Below are 17,617 nucleotides of genomic sequence, written 5' to 3' on the forward strand. Positions count from 1 at the left end.
TCTAATTAACGAATTTACCGACGCGCTGGGCCTGGCCCATGTCGCGCTGTGCCTTGTCCTTCTGCCGAGCACGCTCGGCGACGGTCATGCATTGCGTGGACGACATGTTGGAACCGATGGCCTTCTCACGTCGGCATATTAGACGACTATCTTCACGCGCCTGTGTCAAAACGGTGTTCACGACCTGCTGATCGTTGAAGACCTCAGTTCGTACCGATTCAGGCATCGCGTCCCTGGTCGGATACTGTTCGGCGGCGGTACGGATGCGAACCAGGGTCTCACGGACCTTGCCGCGCTCTTCCTGGCGCAGTTCGGAATAGGTTTCGCCGTCGTTGAGCTCGATCTCGATGCGCTCAACCTGCTGCAGCAGCGGCTTGCCCGGCAGGAATACCTCTTCGGCACTCTTGGCCCCTGCCGAGGCGGCAACCAGGGCCAATGCCGAGACCAGAACCGCTGATATCACTGGATACTTCATGACAAACGAATCCCTGTTTGAGGTGAACGCCGACTGTATGCGGATGCGCGCTCTGCCAGCAAGTGCTGGCAGGCAGGGTGCACGTGGCCCTAAAGCTTGGAATCCGGGTTCAGATTGCTGTAGGTGCGCTGGTCATTGAGCAGGGCCTTGCCCTTCTCTTCGATACGGCGCCGCTGGGCGACGGTCAGGCAGCGGCTCTTAGGCATGTTGCTGCCCGTGGTGCGCTGGTACGAGCAGATCTGCCGACTGTCGTTGTGGGCGCGCGTCAGGATGCTGTTGACCCGCTCCTGATCGTTGAAAACGTCATTCTGCACCTGCGGCGGCAGCTCCTGGACGGTCTGCCGGTCGCCCATCCGCTGGGTGATCCGCGCCAGTGCCTGCTGGACCTGACTGCGGTCCTCGGCGGAGATTTCGTTGTAATCGCCCTGCTGCAGGGCTTTTTCGACCTGGCGGACCTGCTCGGCCACCGGACTCTGGCGGTCCATCTGCACAGCCGCCTTTTCCGGCTTGGCCAGTGCAACGCCAGGCAGGCACAGCAACAGCACGATCATCGTGGTGCGGTACATCGCCAACCTCCCGATCCTTCGGAACGAAGGCCCAACTCTACGAGTGTCCCCGCGCGCCCACAAGGGACCCTTGGCAGGGGCACCGGACATAAAAAAGACCCAGGCGGTGCACCCGCCTGGGCCTGAAGTTGTATCCCGATACCGATCCTGCTGAGAGGCAGAGCTGCGGTTCGTTGAAGGCTACGCCCGGGGCGATTAAAGCGGCGTTAAACCCGCCAACCCCGCCTGAATTAAATTTCAAGCCACTGAAATATCAGGTTTTTTTTATTTTCTCGACATGCGCGATGATGCGCGCGGCCACGTCCACCCCGCAGGCAGCCTCGATCCCTTCCAGGCCCGGGGTGGAGTTCACCTCCAGCACCAGCGGGCCGCGCTCGGAGCGGATCAGGTCCACGCCACAGACGCCCAGCCCCAGTGCCTTGGCAGAACGCACCGCCACCTGCTGCTCGGACCGGCTGGCCTTGGACGCCACCGCAGTGCCGCCGGCATGCAGGTTCGAACGGAAATCCCCTTCCGGGGCCTGGCGCTGCATCGACGCCACCACCTGGTCGCCGACCACGAAGCAGCGCAGGTCGGCGCCCTTGGCCTCGCCGATGAACTCCTGCATCAGGAAGTTGGCATACAACCCACGCAGGGCTTCGACGATGCCGCGCGAAGCGCTGGCCTTCTCGGTGAGGATCACACCGCGGCCCTGGGTGCCTTCATTGAGCTTCACCACATGCGGCGGCGGGCCGAGCATGGACAACAGGTCGACGGTGTCATCCGGGTTGTCGCCAAAGACGGTGACCGGCATGTCGATGCCCTTGGCTGCCAGCAGCTGGTGCGCCCGCAGCTTGTCGCGCGAGCGCAGGATCGCGTCGGACGGGTTGGGCGTGCGTGCGCCCATCAGTTCGAACTGGCGCAACACGGCCGTGCCATAGCGGGTGACTGAAGCGCCGATGCGCGGGATGACCGCGTCCACGCCTGTCATCGGTCGCCCCTTGTAGTGCATGGAGAAGCCATCGGCGGCGATGCGCATGTAGCAGCGCAGCGGATCCAGGATGCGTACGGTATGGCCCCGCGCGCGCGCGGCCTCGACCAGCCGACGGGTGGAGTACAGCCGGGTGTTGCGGGACAGGATGGCGAGCTTCATCGCAGTGGGATCGGTCGGCAGGCGCGCAGCATAGCGTGGGCGCGTGGCCAGACAAGCAGACGATGACGCGAGAAGCCCGTTCAAGATGCTTCTGACACATTCCATCCAGACAGTCCGCCGACTGAAATCACACCCATTCGGTCTCCCACGCCTCTGAAGCGTGGATGTTTTGCAATACCCTCAGCTACAGATAATTTAATCGCATCAAGCAAGACTGCCAAGCATTGCCCCCCCCTACATTCGAATGCGCCTTGCACACTGCACTGGGATCGTATCCACTTCGCGCTATTGACTGCAGGTTACAGATGCCGCGCGTGCCGCGCGCCCATTACCGACTACGCCAAAAACAGCCGTCGTGCCAGAGCAACATCACAGCACCTTTCGAACAACAATCACATCACCCCCATTAAACAAACAATTTCTATAGCCTCAAGCTCGCCTACCCTGACGGCAAGCGAGCTGCGGCTAATTAAGCCTTCTGATAATGCACATAAGGATTGGTTCCGCCCGGGGACGTGAACGGATTGCGGCCGGTGGAGGGAATGCTCGTAGTAGGACCGGGACTGGGCGGTGCAGGCGGGTTCCCAGCAAAGGGATTCTTACCACCACCAGCAACCAAGAGCACATCCGAAGCAGTCAACTCTTTCACAGAAATTCCTTTATTGTGAGAAGCCAAATGACGCAGATATCATAGATAACTGCGTCACCCAGTGTTTACCACGCTCGCAATTCGGAGTCAATCGAGCACACAAGCATCGTAAGTGAGAGACCGACTCCACGCTGCAGCGAGATGGAAACAAGCAGTCGTGATGGAGAGACTTAGCAGCCAGTGAATGCAACAAAGATCGGACCGAGCTTTTCCATTCATATGTCCGGGATCAACATCAAAATCGCGAGCGATTGCTGGATCGCCGCAGTCTCGTTTGCGACAGCAAAGATCTAGAAAATAGATAAGATTAACAGCGGCGCTGCAACTGCACTCACCCGACATACCACTGAATGCACATATCCTAGTGCCCACGCCCCTCTGGGTAAACTATGGCGGCGAGAATTTTCAACATTTAACTGTTCGCACCACCGCCCCATGCCCTCCAAAAGAGTACAAATTCGCTCGACAACCAAGGCCCGGATACAGCACATGGGCCCAACAGGAATGTAGGCTGTGGCGACACTGGTTTTGAGAGATGAACTGACACATCTGCATGCCTGTCCACAATACGCGATTTTCGCGCAAGGGTTCGGCAGGGATAAGACTGACAGTTTGGCCGCTTACGATGGCTAGCCACCCACCTTGCCAGTAACAGAGTAGAGAGGTTCCAACAGCCATTCATAGAGCTTACGACGCTCGCCCATGATATCGGCCTCAAGCTGCATGCCCGGACGGAGCGGCTCCGTTCTCCCGTATGCCAGCACTCCCTGTTGATCCAGCGAGACCAAAACTCGATATAGCGACTGCTGCGTATCGCTTTCCTTCTGGGTTCTCGTCAAAGCGCTGCGTGAGATGCGAATGACCGTTCCTTCATGCGCTCCAAACTTCTGGTAAGGATAGGCTTGGTAGCGCAGGAGAACTCGATCGCCTGATTTAACGAAACCGATGGCCGAACTGGGCACTAGTAGCTGTGCTCGAAGCTCGGAGCCCTTGGGAAGCAGGCTAAGAATGGGCTGTCCCGGCTGCACTGCCTGGCCGGCCTCAACGAGGCGATTTGCTACCAATCCAGTTACCGGTGCGCGAAGGAGCAGCTCACCTTCGGCCTCCATCCGGACGGCCTCTTGACTCAACGCGGCCAGATCACGTTCAGAGGCCGCCTTGGCGGAGAGCCTCTGATGGGGAATTTCTTCGAGCCGCTGTTTGAGTTCGGCCAGGTTCCGCCGAATCGCGGTCGCTTGGCGCTGAAGGGCTTGCTGTGCGTTGACCGCCTCAAGCATCGATTGCTCTTGCTGGTTGATCTGAACCAGGCTGACATAGTGCTGATCCTCGACGCTCCGATATCGGGCGAGGGTCTCGCGACCAATTCTCACCTGCTCGCCGCGGGTATGGATCTCTGCCTCGATCTGCGAAAGCTCGCGCAGCATCGCGGAGTGTTGAGCCTTCGCACCCTCCTGCTGTGCTGCGAGCTGCCTGTCCTGAAACTCTCTCATCGCCTCCACACTTGTCATGCGGGAGCGTTGTGCCTCGATCAACGTAGATACGGTGTCCCGGCCGGAGGAGGTGACACGCGGCACGTTGATCGTCAGTAGCCCGTCCTGGTGCTGGACGTGATCCCCTTCTTCGACATCCAGTCTCGCGACCACGCCTGCCGACGGAGCGACCACGGTGGAAAGTCCGAGATCAGGGACAAGTTCACCCAAAACCCTGGATCTGCGTGAATACTCGCCGAGGTAAAGGAAGCTAACGATAGCCGAGGCGGCCATTGTCGCGAACACAGCCAGAATCCAGAAACGGAGCGGTTGCGCCAGGGATACCCCGCCGAGCCAGCTTCGCCGCTGGGCATCGATGGCTTCCTTGCGAAAGAGGCCGCTCATACGGGGACCTCCTCAACCCCACCCCGTTCCGCCTTCACCGAGCTTGATGCGTTCTGCGTCAGCACGCGTGCTACAGCACCCGCGTCCATGACCAGCACTCGATCGGCGCTGGCGATGGTTTCCGGGCGATGGGCGATGATCACCCGAGTCAGTTCAAGCTGCCTGACGGCTTCATTCACAAGCCTTTCCCGTTCAACATCCAAGTGACTGGTCGCCTCGTCCAGGAAGAGCAATTGGGGTTTGCGATACAGAGCGCGGGCGAGGATCACCCGTTGCTTCTGACCTCCGGAAAGGGTCGTGCCCATGTCGCCAATCAGGCTGTTGTAGCCCATTGGCATAGCCGCGATGTCGTCATGCACAGCAGCCAACTGCGCCGCCTTATGTACTCTGCATTCATCATAGTGTTCATCCTCGAAGGCAATGTTGTCGCTGACACTGCCTGCAAAGAGCTGGTCATCCTGCATAACCGCCCCAATCATGCGCCGGTAGTCGCTCACGCTGATCTTTGACAAGGGCACGCCACCAATGCGGATCTGACCTTCGGTCGGCTGAAGAAGACCAAGAAGTATCTTGACCAGCGTGGTCTTCCCGCAGCCAGACGGACCGACGATGGCGACCGATTCACCGGCGTCCACTGCAAAGCTGCAGTTCTTCAGCACCCATGGTTCCCCAGGGGCGTAGCGGAAGCCAAGCCCCTCAACCTCAATACGCAGACCGTCCGGTAGCAGGGCGCCCGCATTGGGAGAGTGGTCCTCTGGTTCGGTGAGAACAATGTCGGAGAGACGCTCGCCGTGAAGGCGCAACATGCGGAACTCCACCCACTTGTCGATCAACGCCCCGACGCGCTGGGAAAACTGATCTTTGTAAGCGAGGTAGGCAATCAGCATGCCGACGGAGAACACGCTATCCATGGCTAATAGCGCGCCCAGCCAAATCACCGCAATCCGTTCCAAGCCAAACAGCAACTGATTGGCCCCACCGAAGCTCAGTCCAAACTTCGAAAGCCAAACGTCATGATTGACAGTCTCGTTCATGAGATTGAAGTAGCCAGCTTGGCGAATGGATTCTCGACCGGCAACTTTTACCGACTGGACTCCGCGAATGGATTCAAGCAGATGGCTCTCCTGCCGTGCAGCGGCGATCAACTGCTTCTCTGTGCCACGTCGAAGGGGTGCGAATGCACAGGCGCGTGCAATTGCATACAGGGCAACCGCAAGCAGCGTGATCAGCGCGAGCTTCCAACTGTACAACAGCATCATTCCCAGCGTCACCATCGCCATAAGCCCGTCAATGAGCGCTTCTACGAAACTGATTGTCAACGTTTGCTGAATGAACTGGACGCTTCCCATTCGTGAGCTGACATCGCCCAAGTGGCGCTTCTCAAAGTAGTCCAAGGGCAAATGCATGAGATGCTGGAAGACGTTTCCGGTCCATTGGAGGTTGAGTCGGCTTGATAGGTAGATGACCGCCCTGCCTCGTATCTGCCCAATGCAGACCTGCAGCAGCAGCGCCAAGGCGAATCCAATGCCTAGCACGGTCAGCAAATCACTGTCATATGCGACGAGCGCTTGATCTACGGTCCATTGCATGAAGAACGGCGCTACCAGGACGAATACCTGAAGAGCAACAGACAAGAGCAGCAACAGGCTTAGAGCCCGCCAAAGCCCCTCAACCCTTCCTGTGAGCTGTGCAAGTGAAACCGCCGGCGGGCGAGGTCTCGCTTGGAACTCAGCAGTTGGGTGCAGCTCTAGCGCGACTCCAGTGAAGTGACGTGAGACCTCCTTTAAGGGGAGCTTGCGCTTGCCAAAAGCCGGGTCCAACACAGTGACGCCGCTGTGATGGACCTTGCTGATTACGACGAAGTGATTGAGGTCCCAGTGCGCAATGCAGGGTACCTGTAGTTGGCTCAAGTGCTCCAAGTCCAAGCGCAAGGGGCGGCAACGAAAGCCAAGGTTTCCTGCAATTTCTATAAGTTGGGTAAGAGTTGCCCCTTTGAGCGAAAGGGCATGACGACGGCGGAGCTCTCGAAGCCCAACGTTGTTGCCATGATGAGACGCAACCATGGCTAGGCACGCCAAACCGCACTCTGCCGCCTCAGATTGAACCGCAGCCTCCATGCAACCACCTACCTGTGAGAGATTCGCTATATTTCTACGAGGCAAGTCCAGACTCAAGTGCGATCCAAGGCTGGACTGCTGGAACGCCTCTTATAGTTATAGATAACGGCGTCGCCTCCAAGCCTTGTTTGCGCAAGGAAGCTCCGAGGGCCTGCAGTCGAGGGCCTGCAGTTAAGGTGAGCAGCTAGACAATTTTCATCTCCATTGTTCCACAGCTCCATCCTCTGCCGATCGACCACAAACTGACTGAGGCCATAGATGGCAAGTGGAGTGGCAGGTCTGAAATTTGCATGCCTCGCCACTCGATCCGGCAGGTCCCCCGAACAATATGGAGCTTCTCCGGCACGCCCTAGGTTCTACCCCCGTTTTCACGGACGCTTACGAGAAGGCCGATTCAGGCCATAAAGAGCGTTCATGTCAAAGCGTAAGAAGTTCAGTGCCGAGTTCAAGCGCGGAGGGGTGGAGCAGGCGAGCCAGCCTGGGCCACCTGCGCCCAGGTGGCCCGGGAGCTGGGGATTCGCGACACCCTGCTGACCGGCTGGAAACGCGAGGCACAGAGCCCGGGGGCTATCGCCTTCTGGGGCACCGGGACACCTCGGGATGAGGAGTTGGCACGCCTCAAGCGTGAGCTGGCGCGGGTAAAGAAGATACGGGATTCTTTGCGAGAAGCGGCGACGTTCTTTGCCAAGGGATCATCCTGAGGTATCAGGTGATCCAACGTTGCCGCGATGAGTTTCCGATCCGGCTGATGTGCCGGTGCCTGTGGCAGCGGCAAGGAAGCGATGAGGTGATTCTGCATTCGGATCGTGGCAGTCAGTTTCGCAGCGGCGACTACCAAGGGTATTTCGCGGCTAACGGGCTGATCTGCTCAATGAGCGCTGTGAGGCACTGCGGCGACAACGCGGCCTGCGAAGGCTTTTTTGGGCTGCTGAAGCGCGAGCGGATCTATCGAACGAGCTACCCCACACTGGATGCAGCAAGAGCGGATGTGTTTGACTACATCGAGCGACGCGACAACCCAAGGATGCGGCGAAGGGTCGCCAAGCAGGATCAGAAGGTTACAACTCTTTTAGAAGCGTCCGTGACATCGGGGTAGAACCCCTTCAGCCCGCTCCGCCCGGCGAGACCGTTACATCAATTCGCCGGATATGACGGCATAGGACGGAGTGTCCAACTACGCCTGAGCGATAGGCATGCCGTCCAGCAGTGTCACGTCGCTCAGCGTTAGCTCTTTGATCGCCCCAATGCGAACCTTCTTCAGCAGGTCGTTCAGATCCATGGGCGGAATTTGCAGCACGGCGCTGAACGCTGAGCATAGCGCCACTCCCACAATGGCGGAGACGAGCCCTGCATGATCGCTGCAGCAAGCTCCAAGTGAGCGCACGACATAACGCATACCAACGATGGTCCGCAAGTCTGCAGGAACAAAGAAGCGTGCGTAGAGCGCAGCTGGACGCGCCCGCAACAAGGCTTGGACATGATTGATACCTCAGGGGGCATCCCTCGGAATCATCAGTTGGCCCAAATTGCCAGCTCAATCAGACAGCTGTTGATTGAGTGGTCTCGATGGAGCGGGCGATGGGAATCCAATCCCAACCCGCCCAACCGAAGCGGCAGGGTCCATGTTGGTCAACCAAATCTATTCTCTTCCTCGCTGCCGGGGAGAAGCATCACCGGAAACAGAACGAACACCCCTAAAGGAACCAACGCAATCACAACGAACCATCCAGACTCATCAATGTCGTGCAGTCTTCGGACGGTCAGCGCGAGCATTGGCAGAGGGAAAAGTATGAGTGCAACCAACGCTACCAACCGTCCCGCATCCCCGAGACGCGAGGACAGTTCCCAGCTGTGTAGATCGGTACCGATCAGCCAGTATCCGGCATTGTCCAAGCTATAGCTGAGCGCCGCGACGAGAGCAGCAAGCAGAAAGAACGACCAGAATTCTGTCCGGTTGGATCGCCCTGAAAAATCAAGGCATCGCCTGAATGGCAAAAGTGCAGCGATCATTCGCGCTCCGGACAACGGATGATGAAAACCTCTAGCTAACGATCTTTTAGCATCTCCAAACCAAGCAACAACTGAACTATCGGCTCGACAAGAACCGGAAGGCCGAAGGGGGAGCGAAGGGGATTTCCAGTTTCGCGATCTCCACGCCATGACGGCGCAGACAGGGCCTGTTTGGCAATCGACATTCGCGAGGTGCCGGCCCGGCTGGGGCATTCACCGGTCACCACGACCGGGATCCACGTGCAGAAGAAAAGACGTTCCAAAGCCACTTCAACGCATTGAATTGCGGAGCGGTCCGGATATCGCGGAGCGGCTGGAAAAGCCGCGGACCTTTGGGAGGCATGGAGCGGGCGAAGGGAATCGAACCCTCGTCAGTAGCTTGGGAAGCTACTGCTCTACCATTGAGCTACGCCCGCGTTGCCCGACAAGTCTATGCGGGGCACGTGTTCAAACGCAACGGGCAGGCCCTTGCAGCCTGCCCCTTGAGTAGACGGCAGGCCCGCAGGCCTGCCGTCGTGCGCATCAGAAGCTGCCGCTGAAGCTGGCAAACAGCGTCGCGTCCTGCGCACGCTTCTGCAGAGTGGTGGCGCTCAGGCCGATGTTGCTCTGCAGGCCGAACAGTTCCATGCGCGCGCCCAGGATGGCGGTCGCATAGTTCTTGTCGAAGTCCATGCCCGGCACGCGGTACATGCCCACGTCCGGCAGGCTCTGCACCCAGGCGCTGGCCTGCTTGGTGTCTTCGAACTCGTGGTCGTAGGTCACCTGCACGTACGGCTTGACGGTGCCGCCGTCGAAGCGGGCCTGCCAACCGATACGGCCCACGGTGGAATCGACATCCTGCTTGCCGTAACCCAGCGCGGTGGCGAGGGTGCCGGCATCGGCGCTTTCGGTGTAACCGTCGATCTTGACCTGCTGCCAGATCACCGAGGCGATCGGGCCGTGGCGGAAGCCGCCTTCGGTGCCGAACTCGTAACCGGCGTTCAGGGCGGCGGTCAGATTGCTGCCGTCCGGCGAGCCGCTGTGCTCACGGGTTGCCGGGCCGAGCTGGACCTTGCGGTTCACGTCATAGGACAACCAGGTGTAGCTGACCTGGCCATTGACCCAGATGCGGTCGCCGTACCAGCCAGCGAACAGACCTGCGGTCGTGTCCTTCTGGGTGAAGTCGCCACGGCTGTTGCCGAAGTCGGCATTCAGACGGCCAAAGCCGGCGAAGCCGCCGAAGACCATGCCGTCACGTGCCCAGTCGATACCGAACAGGCCGGCCGGGGCCAGACCGTCGTACAGATCGGCGTGGTCGTAGCGCTGCATGTCGCCGCGCACGCCGCCCCACCACGACAGACCGTCAGCCGGGCGACCCGCCTGGTGCAGGCTGACCTGGTCGGCACGCGAGCGGCCGATGGTCTGTGCCGAATGGCTCAGCACCTGCTGCAGGCGCGGACCTTCGAGGATCGACACCGCGTACTGGCCCAGCAGCGCATGGCCGGCGGTGGTCGGGTGCACGCCGTCGGCGAACAGGTAGGCGGTGGCCGCATCCGGGCTGACGTAGCTGGTCGGGTTGCAGGTGAGGATGCTGGTGGTGGTATCGGCGGGGTTGATCCTGCAACCGGTGTCGGTGACGTTGCGGAAACCGTACATGCCCGGGTTGGCCGCCACTTCACGCAGCACGGTGAAGGTGTCGAGCGGGATGAACTCGATGCCGGCCTGCTTCAGGCCGCCATACAGGGCCTTGTTGTAACCGGCCGCCAGTGCGGTGGCCTGCGCGGCACCGGCCGGACCCAGCGAGCGGAACTGCGGGGCAATGCCGACGTCCGGCAGGTTGGGCACCAGCACGTACTCGGCACCGGCCTGCTTGAGGGCGCCAACCAGGGCGACCTGATCGGTGACGGCCGCGCCGATGATGGCCTGCGCCTGGGCCGGCGCACGCGCTGCGGCGAACAGGTCGTTGGCACCGCCCCAGACCGTGTACAGGGCATTGGCGTCAGCCTTGCCGCCGTTGGCAGCCAGGTAGCGGGCCGTCTGGCTCTTCAACGATGGGATGGTGCCCAGGGCACTGGCCACGTCGACGCCGACACGGGCACCGCCGACAGCGTAGTTGTCGCCGTTCTGGCCGTTGCCGTTGGCAGCGCCATTGAGGCCGTAGTAGTTGGCCACCTGCTGCGACCACACCCAGCCCGGGTTGGTGGTGAACTGGCCAGTGACCGGGCGCACGTCGGCCGGCAGCAGCGGACGGAAGTAGCCGGCGTCGGTCAGGCTGTCGCCGAAGAAGACCGCGTGGCTGTAGGGGGATTCGCCTGCCATGGCCGGCAGCGCGGCCAGCGCGATCGCGGCCGCCATGAGGGAGCGGATCGGGCGTTTGCTGAGCAGCATGTAAAAACTCCTGTGGGGATATCGTTGAGGTTCCGACGCACGTACGCCGGCGCACGGTGAATGGTTTCACTGCGCCGCCAATTGCTCACGCTGCGCCGCCGCATGGATTGTCGCCCGAGCCAGGCCTGGTGGGCTTTGCCGGTGCGGGCGTAGCGCGCAACTTGCAACGGTTCCGATGCGAACCGGCGATCAGCGACAATGGCCGCATGAACATCCAGCTCAATGGCGAACCCCGCACCCTGCCCGCTTCGGCGACCCTCCTGGACCTGCTCGCGGCCGAGCAGCTGCTGCAACGCCGGGTGGCGGTGGAGGTCAACGGCGAGATCGTCAGCCGCAGCCGTCATGCCGAGCATGTGCTGGCCGAGGGTGATGTGGTTGAGATCGTGCATGCGCTTGGCGGTGGTTGAAGCAAGGCCCGTGCCCTGCGCTCGCCGGGCATGGCCCGGCGCTACCCGCGCTGACGTCTCCGGCGGGGTCGACACGACGACCCCATCTTCAGGCGGATAAGCGATAATCGCGCCATGAACGCTCATGTCTCCCCCGATTCGCTGGTGATCGCCGGCAAGACCTACAGCTCGCGGCTGCTCACCGGCACCGGCAAGTTCAAGGATCTGGAAGAAACCCGCCTGGCCACCGAGGCCGCAGGCGCCCGGATCGTCACCGTGGCCATCCGCCGCACCAACATCGGGCAGAACCCGGGCGAACCGAACCTGCTCGACGTGCTGCCGCCGGACCGTTACACCATCCTGCCCAACACCGCCGGCTGCTACACCGCTGAGGATGCCGTGCGCACCTGCCGCCTGGCCCGCGAACTGCTGGACGGCCATAACCTGACCAAGCTGGAAGTACTGGGCGACCAGAAGTCGCTGTACCCGGACGTGGTGCAGACCCTCAAGGCCGCCGAGCAGCTGGTCAAGGACGGTTTCGAGGTGATGGTCTATACCTCCGACGATCCGATCCTGGCCAAGCGCCTGGAAGAGATCGGCTGCGCTGCGGTGATGCCGCTGGCCGCGCCGATCGGCTCGGGCCTTGGCATCCAGAACAAGTACAACCTGCTGCAGATCATCGAAGACGCCAAGGTGCCGATCATCGTCGACGCCGGCGTGGGCACTGCTTCGGACGCGGCGATCGCGATGGAGCTGGGCTGCGACGGCGTGCTGATGAACACCGCCATTGCCGGTGCGCGCCACCCGGTGCTGATGGCCAGCGCGATGCGCAAGGCCGTTGAAGCAGGCCGCGAGGCGTTCCTGGCCGGCCGCATTCCGCGCAAGCGCTACGCCAGTGCGTCCTCGCCGATCGATGGGTTGATCGGCTGATGACCAATCCATTCGACAGCGCCGGTTCGAAGGCGCAGCCCAAGCCGTTCACGGTCAACGAAGGCCGCCGCGAAGTGCGCAGCTTCGTGCTGCGTCAGGGCCGTTTCACCCCAGCCCAGCAGCGCGCGTTCGACGAGCGCTGGCCGCGTTTCGGCCTGGATTTCAGCGGTGAACCGCGTGATCTGGATGCCACCTTCGGCCGCGATGCACGCAAGGTGCTGGAAATCGGCTTCGGCAACGGTGCCGCGCTGCGCTTTGCCGCACAGCACGACCCGAGCCGTGACTACATCGGCCTGGAAGTGCACGCGCCCGGCGTCGGCCGCCTGCTGAACGCGCTGGCCGACGACAACGCCGACCACGTGCGCCTGTACCACCACGACGCGGTGGAAGTGCTGGAAAAGGAAATCGCCGATGGCGCGCTGGACGAAGTGCGCATCTATTTCCCCGACCCGTGGCACAAGAAGCGCCACAACAAGCGTCGCCTGATCCAGCCGGGCTTTGCCGAGCTGCTGGTGCGCAAACTGCGCTCCGGTGGCCGTCTGCACTGCGCCACCGACTGGGAAGATTACGCCGAGCAGATGTGGGACGTGCTGGATGCCACCCCCGGCCTGGTCAATCGTGCCGGCCCGCGTGGCAGCGTGCCGCGTCCGGACTGGCGCCCGCAGACCCACTTCGAGACCCGCGGCCAGAAGCTCGGCCATGGTGTCTGGGACCTGTTGTACGACCGCACCTGATGAACGCCTGAGGACGCCGCGCCCCACATGGATACCGCGCTGACGCTGACCACTGACATGAAGCTCGTACTCGGGCTGGTCGGCTTCACAATGGCGATGTTCTTGTTCGAGCGCATCCGCGCCGACGTGGTCGCGCTGGTGGTGCTGGTGGTGCTGGGCGTGACCGGCCTGATCGCGCCGGAGGAGATCTTCGGCGGTTTTTCCGGCAACGCGGTGATGAGCATCATCGCCACCACCATCCTCGGCGCGGGCCTGGACCGCACCGGCGCGCTGAACCGCCTTGCGGCCTGGCTGCTGCGGCGAGGCCACGGTGTGGAGCAGCGGCTGCTGATGATGACCACGGCCATCGCCGGCCTGAACTCGTCCTTCATGCAGAACCCATCGGTGATGGCGTTGTACCTGCCGGTCGCCTCGCGCCTGGCCGCGCGCACCGGGCTGACCATGCAGCGCCTGCTGCTGCCGATCTCGGCGGCGATCGTGATGGGTGGCGCGCTGACCATGGTCGGCAACTCGCCGCTGATCCTGCTGAACGATCTGCTGGCCTCGGCCAACAACAACCTGCCCTCCGGCCTGGCCACCATCGAGCCGCTGCGCATGTTCGCGCCGCTGCCGATCGGCATCGCCCTGCTGATCGCCTCGCTGCTGTATTTCCGCTACTACGGCGACCGCAAGCTGGTGGAAGAGGAAAGCCTGGTCAACGACGGCACCACGCCGGCCCGCACCGAGAGCTACTTCGCCAAGACCTACGGCATCGAAGGCGATGTGTTCGAGCTGGTGGTCACCGCCGAGAGTCCGCTGGTCGGCATGACCTTGGGCGAAGCGGAGAACCTGCACGATTCACCGCTGCTGCTGGCGCTGAAGACCGGCAACGACACCCGCTTGGCGCCGCCAGCGGAAATGCGCATCTGGGTGGGCAGCGTGCTGGGGGCGATGGGCCCGCGCGAACAGATCCACGATTTCGCGCAGAACCAGTTCCTGCGCATGTCCTCGCGCCTGAAACACCTGGGCGACCTGTTCAATCCCAGCCGCGCCGGCATTTCCGAAGCGGTGGTGCCGCCGACGTCGAACGTGATCGGCAAGAGCGCGGCCGACCTGCGCCTGCGCAAGGAACGCGGTATCAGCCTGCTGGCGATCAACCGCGACAAGCAGGTGATCCGCGAAGATGTGCGCGATGTGCAGCTGCGCGCCGGCGACATGCTGGTCTTCCACAGCATCTGGACCGACCTGGCGCAGGCCGCCAAGAGCCGCGACTTCGTGGTGGTCACCGACTACCCGACCGGCGAGCAGCGTCCGCACAAGTTCAAGATCGCCATGGCGATCTTCGCCCTGACCATCCTGATCGCGCTGACCAGCAAGCTGCCGGTGGCGCTGACCCTGATGACCGGCGTGGCCGGGATGCTGTTGACCGGCGTGCTGCGCATGGACGAGGCCTATGCCTCGATCAACTGGAAGACGGTGTTCATGATGGCCGGGCTGATTCCGCTTGGCTGGGCGATGGATTCCAGCGGCGCCGCGGCGTGGGTGGCCGGCCATACCATCGACAAGCTGCCCACCGGCATTCCGGTCTGGGTGCTGGAGCTGGCGCTGGCCCTGCTGACCACGGTGTTCTCCCTGGTGATCAGCCATGTGGGCGCGACGATCGTGATGGTGCCGATCGCGGTGAACCTGGCGCTGGCGGCAGGCGGTAATCCCACTGCGTTCGCGCTGATCGTGGCGCTGTCGGCGTCCAACAACCTGATGACGGCGTCGAACCCGGTGATTTCGATGATCACCGGCCCGGCCAACTACACCCCGCGCGAGATGTGGCGGGTCGGCGGCCCGCTGTCGCTGATCTACACCTGCGTGGTGGTGGTGATGATCAACCTGATGTTCTGAGGGTTGGGGTTTGTTGGCAGGGCTGCGCCCTGCACCCGCAGAGGCAACGGCAACAGCCGGAGCAACGGCAAAAGCTGGCTATCCGTGGGATGGCGGGGTGGGCCCGGTGGCGGGGGACGCTGCAAGTACGTCCCTGTAAGCTCGGTCGCGCCATCCATGGCGCTCACGCCCCCGCAACCGGACCCACCCCGCCTTCGACGGATTTCCGCGAGCTGTCGAAACCGCATTCTGTGCTGCTGTTGGTAGGTGTCGACCTTGGTCGACACGGTAGATCCACGCCATGCGTGGATGAATCTCTGGATACCCATTGATCCTGTGGGTGCGGACCGTTGGTCCGCACACCGATGCATCAGGCCAGGTAGACCTGCCCATCTCGCACGTCCACCGGCACTGCACGCAGGCGGTCGCCCTTGCAGGGGCCGGCAATACAGTCGCCGCTGTCCAGCGCGAACGAGGCGCCGTGGGCGGCGCAGACCAGGTGGCCTTCGCGGCTCTTCAGGAACTGGCCGGGTGCCCAGTCCAGGCGGCGGCCCGCGTGCGGGCAGATGTTCAGGAACGCGCGCACCTGTTCACCGTCGCGGTACAGCAGCAGCGACTCGGCATCGCCATCAACCACCGCTTCAACCTCGGCAAACGCGCCATCGGCAATGGCATCAAGGGTGATCAGGGCGACAGCGGCAGTCATGGCGAAGGCTCGGACGGAATCGCGCATTGTCGCATGCCTGGTCATGTGACTAGCTGCGACATGAACACAAGTCATTGATCCGTAATAAGCCAAGGCTATATTTAACGAGTTTTTCACTCAATGACAGTGGCAGCTGCCGATACTCATGGCTCGCTGATTTCCAGCCTATCGAGCCACCATGTTCAATCGCGATTTCGCCTTCAACCAGTTCCGCACCCTGTTTGCCCCGCGCAAGCCGCGCCATCCGCTGGTGCGCGTTGCCGTGGGCCTGCTCGGCCTGGCGATCCTGGCCGCGATGGTGTTCATCGGCGTATTCGTCGGTGCGGCCATGATCCTGGTGGGCCTGGCGTGGAAGCTGCTGGCTTCGCGCAAGCCCGGCCCGAGCCGCCCGGCCGACCCGAACGTGGTCGAGGGCGAGTACCACGTGGTGCGCAAGTCGGCGCTGCCGGCCTCGCGCTGATCGACGCTGCCCGCTGACGGCGGGCCTTGCTGCGTTCTAGACTGCGGGCACTCCCTTCCTGGATGCCCGCATGTCCGATGTCTCCGATGTGATCCCTGCTGCAGCCACGCCGCGTGTACCGGTCGTGGGTGGCGGCAGTTTTCCCGTGCACCGCATCTACTGCGTCGGCCGCAACTTCGCCGACCATGCGCGTGAGATGGGTGCTGCCGTGCCTGCAGCAGACGATCGCGGCCGCCCGATGTTCTTCACCAAGCCGGCCGACGCCATCGTGGTCGGCCACGATGATGTGATCCCCTACCCGCCTGCCACCCGCAACCTGCATCACGAGGTGGAACTGGTGGTGGCGATCGGCCGTGACGCGCCCGCCGGCGAGCTGGCCGTGGCCGATGCCGAGGCACTGGTGTATGGCTATGCCGTGGGCCTGGACCTGACCCGCCGCGACCTGCAGGCCGCCGCCAAGGAAAAGGGCCACCCGTGGGATTCGGCCAAGGGTTTCGATGCCTCTGCGCCGATCAGTGAGATCGTGCATGCCGGTGAAGTTGGCGATCTGGCTGCACTCAATCTGTCGTTGGAGATCAACGGCGAAGTACGCCAGCAGTCCCTGCTCGACCAGATGATCTGGAACGTGCCGGAGGTCCTGCACGAGCTGTCCAAGCTGTGGCAGCTACGTGCCGGCGACCTGGTGTTCATGGGTACGCCTTCCGGCGTGGCCGCGCTGAAGCCCGGCGACCGTTTCAGCGCACGCCTTGAGAACGTGGCCGAGCGCCACGGCGTGATCGCCGGCTGACATCACCTGCGCTACCCTGCGCGCTGTCCCCCCTCGCCCTCAGGAGAAAAACAACAATGGGAATGCTCACCGAGTTCAAGGAATTCGCGATGCGCGGCAACGTCATCGACCTCGCCGTCGGCGTGGTCATCGGCGCGGCCTTCGGCAAGATCGTCACCGCGCTGGTGGAGAAGATCATCATGCCGCCGCTGGGCATGCTGATCGGCAAGGTCGATTTCTCGCAGCTTGCGTGGACGCTGTCGCCGGCCAGCATCGGTGCCGATGGCAAGGAAATCCCGGCCGTGGTGATCGGCTACGGTGATTTCATCAACACGCTGATCCAGTTCGTGATCGTGGCCTTCGCCATCTTCCTGGTGATCAAGGTGATCAACCGCCTGTCGCGCAAGCAGGAAGCCGCACCGGCTGCACCGGCCGAGGAAGTTCTGCTGCTGCGCGAGATCCGCGACAACCTGAAGAAGTAACGGAACGGGCGCCTGCGGGCGCCCTTTCCATCTGCGTGTCTGCGACGCTGCCCATGCGGTGTTGCTGTTATCCTCCTGCGCCCGCGCAGTGCCCTCGCACCGCGCTGAA

Annotated in this window: 15 protein-coding genes, 1 tRNA gene and 1 pseudogene; 8 read left to right on the forward strand and 9 right to left on the reverse strand. The window is 62.2% G+C overall.

Going from position 1 to position 17,617, the window contains the following annotated elements; translation table 11 throughout:
- Position 1: 1 nt before the first annotated feature.
- The 5 genes from AC1DKR_RS15580 to AC1DKR_RS15600 all read right to left on the reverse strand — a co-directional run bounded on the left by AC1DKR_RS15580 (position 2) and on the right by AC1DKR_RS15600 (position 6,813).
- The gene (locus AC1DKR_RS15580) at positions 2 to 475 is read right to left on the reverse strand and encodes a hypothetical protein (RefSeq protein ID WP_229979544.1); all 474 of its coding nucleotides are present in this window, start codon (positions 473 to 475) and stop codon (positions 2 to 4) included.
- 89 nt (positions 476 to 564) lie between these two features.
- Complete coding sequence (locus AC1DKR_RS15585; protein ID WP_229979543.1) at positions 565 to 1,041, reverse strand: hypothetical protein; 477 nt, start codon at positions 1,039 to 1,041, stop codon at positions 565 to 567.
- 253 nt (positions 1,042 to 1,294) lie between these two features.
- Positions 1,295 to 2,173 carry a 30S ribosomal protein S6--L-glutamate ligase gene (gene rimK / locus AC1DKR_RS15590; RefSeq protein ID WP_478033512.1) on the reverse strand — a complete coding sequence of 293 codons (879 nt, stop codon included), beginning with the start codon at positions 2,171 to 2,173 and terminating at the stop codon, positions 1,295 to 1,297.
- Positions 2,174 to 3,451: 1,278 nt separating this feature from the next.
- Positions 3,452 to 4,696: an HlyD family secretion protein gene (locus AC1DKR_RS15595; RefSeq protein WP_478033515.1), complete on the reverse strand. Its 1,245-nt coding sequence runs from the start codon at positions 4,694 to 4,696 to the stop codon at positions 3,452 to 3,454.
- Positions 4,693 to 6,813, reverse strand: coding sequence for a peptidase domain-containing ABC transporter (locus AC1DKR_RS15600; protein WP_478033519.1), 2,121 nt, complete (start codon positions 6,811 to 6,813; stop codon positions 4,693 to 4,695). Before AC1DKR_RS15600 ends, AC1DKR_RS15595 begins: the two co-directional genes overlap by 4 nt.
- A gap of 414 nt (positions 6,814 to 7,227) precedes the next feature.
- Here AC1DKR_RS15600 and AC1DKR_RS15605 point away from each other — a divergent pair.
- Positions 7,228 to 7,909 (forward strand): annotated as a pseudogene (locus tag AC1DKR_RS15605) (transposase).
- A 533-nt stretch (positions 7,910 to 8,442) separates the two neighbouring features.
- On the opposite strand, the gene AC1DKR_RS15610 reads toward AC1DKR_RS15605, so the two are convergent.
- The 3 genes from AC1DKR_RS15610 to AC1DKR_RS15620 all read right to left on the reverse strand — a co-directional run bounded on the left by AC1DKR_RS15610 (position 8,443) and on the right by AC1DKR_RS15620 (position 11,190).
- The gene (locus AC1DKR_RS15610) at positions 8,443 to 8,823 is read right to left on the reverse strand and encodes a DUF805 domain-containing protein (RefSeq protein ID WP_229979537.1); all 381 of its coding nucleotides are present in this window, start codon (positions 8,821 to 8,823) and stop codon (positions 8,443 to 8,445) included.
- A gap of 342 nt (positions 8,824 to 9,165) precedes the next feature.
- Positions 9,166 to 9,239: transfer RNA gene (locus AC1DKR_RS15615), tRNA-Gly, on the reverse strand.
- Between the two features lie 106 nt (positions 9,240 to 9,345).
- On the reverse strand, positions 9,346 to 11,190 hold the full coding sequence (locus AC1DKR_RS15620; RefSeq protein ID WP_229979536.1) for an autotransporter outer membrane beta-barrel domain-containing protein: 1,845 nt from the start codon (positions 11,188 to 11,190) through the stop codon (positions 9,346 to 9,348).
- Between the two features lie 206 nt (positions 11,191 to 11,396).
- On the opposite strand from AC1DKR_RS15620, the gene thiS reads away from it, so the two are divergent.
- The 4 genes from thiS (at position 11,397) to AC1DKR_RS15640 (ending at position 15,115) form a co-directional block, all read left to right on the forward strand.
- Positions 11,397 to 11,597, forward strand: coding sequence for a sulfur carrier protein ThiS (gene thiS, locus AC1DKR_RS15625; RefSeq protein WP_025874279.1), 201 nt, complete (start codon positions 11,397 to 11,399; stop codon positions 11,595 to 11,597).
- Positions 11,598 to 11,711: 114 nt separating this feature from the next.
- On the forward strand, positions 11,712 to 12,506 hold the full coding sequence (locus tag AC1DKR_RS15630; protein ID WP_089236612.1) for a thiazole synthase: 795 nt from the start codon (positions 11,712 to 11,714) through the stop codon (positions 12,504 to 12,506).
- The gene (trmB, locus tag AC1DKR_RS15635; protein ID WP_478033523.1) at positions 12,506 to 13,240 is read left to right on the forward strand and encodes a tRNA (guanosine(46)-N7)-methyltransferase TrmB; all 735 of its coding nucleotides are present in this window, start codon (positions 12,506 to 12,508) and stop codon (positions 13,238 to 13,240) included. Before AC1DKR_RS15630 ends, trmB begins: the two co-directional genes overlap by 1 nt.
- Before the next feature lie 27 nt (positions 13,241 to 13,267).
- Positions 13,268 to 15,115, forward strand: a complete 1,848-nt coding sequence (locus AC1DKR_RS15640) for an SLC13 family permease (protein ID WP_100460182.1) — start codon at positions 13,268 to 13,270, stop codon at positions 15,113 to 15,115.
- Positions 15,116 to 15,464: 349 nt separating this feature from the next.
- Here AC1DKR_RS15640 and AC1DKR_RS15645 read toward each other — a convergent pair whose 3' ends face one another.
- Positions 15,465 to 15,800: a Rieske (2Fe-2S) protein gene (locus AC1DKR_RS15645; RefSeq protein ID WP_049469607.1), complete on the reverse strand. Its 336-nt coding sequence runs from the start codon at positions 15,798 to 15,800 to the stop codon at positions 15,465 to 15,467.
- 178 nt (positions 15,801 to 15,978) lie between these two features.
- Between AC1DKR_RS15645 and AC1DKR_RS15650 the strand changes: the two genes are divergently transcribed.
- The 3 genes from AC1DKR_RS15650 to mscL all read left to right on the forward strand — a co-directional run bounded on the left by AC1DKR_RS15650 (position 15,979) and on the right by mscL (position 17,508).
- Entirely contained in the window at positions 15,979 to 16,260 is a 282-nt protein-coding gene (locus tag AC1DKR_RS15650; protein ID WP_089236615.1) for a hypothetical protein, read from the forward strand.
- A gap of 70 nt (positions 16,261 to 16,330) precedes the next feature.
- On the forward strand, positions 16,331 to 17,047 hold the full coding sequence (locus tag AC1DKR_RS15655) for a fumarylacetoacetate hydrolase family protein (RefSeq protein ID WP_346586472.1): 717 nt from the start codon (positions 16,331 to 16,333) through the stop codon (positions 17,045 to 17,047).
- Between the two features lie 56 nt (positions 17,048 to 17,103).
- Positions 17,104 to 17,508 (forward strand): large-conductance mechanosensitive channel protein MscL, encoded by a 405-nt coding sequence (gene mscL / locus AC1DKR_RS15660; protein ID WP_229979535.1) that lies wholly within the window; start codon positions 17,104 to 17,106, stop codon positions 17,506 to 17,508.
- Positions 17,509 to 17,617 lie beyond the last annotated feature (109 nt).

Source organism: Stenotrophomonas sp. 01N47, assembly GCF_056399165.1.

What these genes read in the sequence shown, in the direction of transcription:
- AC1DKR_RS15580 (WP_229979544.1), bottom strand. Translation starts at nt 475, where the DNA reads ATGAAGTATCCAGTGATATCAGCGGTTCTGGTCTCGGCATTGGCCCTG.
- AC1DKR_RS15585 (WP_229979543.1), bottom strand. Translation starts at nt 1,041, where the DNA reads ATGTACCGCACCACGATGATCGTGCTGTTGCTGTGCCTGCCTGGCGTT.
- rimK (WP_478033512.1), bottom strand. Translation starts at nt 2,173, where the DNA reads ATGAAGCTCGCCATCCTGTCCCGCAACACCCGGCTGTACTCCACCCGT.
- AC1DKR_RS15595 (WP_478033515.1), bottom strand. Translation starts at nt 4,696, where the DNA reads ATGAGCGGCCTCTTTCGCAAGGAAGCCATCGATGCCCAGCGGCGAAGC.
- AC1DKR_RS15600 (WP_478033519.1), bottom strand. Translation starts at nt 6,813, where the DNA reads ATGGAGGCTGCGGTTCAATCTGAGGCGGCAGAGTGCGGTTTGGCGTGC.
- AC1DKR_RS15610 (WP_229979537.1), bottom strand. Translation starts at nt 8,823, where the DNA reads ATGATCGCTGCACTTTTGCCATTCAGGCGATGCCTTGATTTTTCAGGG.
- AC1DKR_RS15620 (WP_229979536.1), bottom strand. Translation starts at nt 11,190, where the DNA reads ATGCTGCTCAGCAAACGCCCGATCCGCTCCCTCATGGCGGCCGCGATC.
- thiS (WP_025874279.1), top strand. Translation starts at nt 11,397, where the DNA reads ATGAACATCCAGCTCAATGGCGAACCCCGCACCCTGCCCGCTTCGGCG.
- AC1DKR_RS15630 (WP_089236612.1), top strand. Translation starts at nt 11,712, where the DNA reads ATGAACGCTCATGTCTCCCCCGATTCGCTGGTGATCGCCGGCAAGACC.
- trmB (WP_478033523.1), top strand. Translation starts at nt 12,506, where the DNA reads ATGACCAATCCATTCGACAGCGCCGGTTCGAAGGCGCAGCCCAAGCCG.
- AC1DKR_RS15640 (WP_100460182.1), top strand. Translation starts at nt 13,268, where the DNA reads ATGGATACCGCGCTGACGCTGACCACTGACATGAAGCTCGTACTCGGG.
- AC1DKR_RS15645 (WP_049469607.1), bottom strand. Translation starts at nt 15,800, where the DNA reads ATGACTGCCGCTGTCGCCCTGATCACCCTTGATGCCATTGCCGATGGC.
- AC1DKR_RS15650 (WP_089236615.1), top strand. Translation starts at nt 15,979, where the DNA reads ATGTTCAATCGCGATTTCGCCTTCAACCAGTTCCGCACCCTGTTTGCC.
- AC1DKR_RS15655 (WP_346586472.1), top strand. Translation starts at nt 16,331, where the DNA reads ATGTCCGATGTCTCCGATGTGATCCCTGCTGCAGCCACGCCGCGTGTA.
- mscL (WP_229979535.1), top strand. Translation starts at nt 17,104, where the DNA reads ATGGGAATGCTCACCGAGTTCAAGGAATTCGCGATGCGCGGCAACGTC.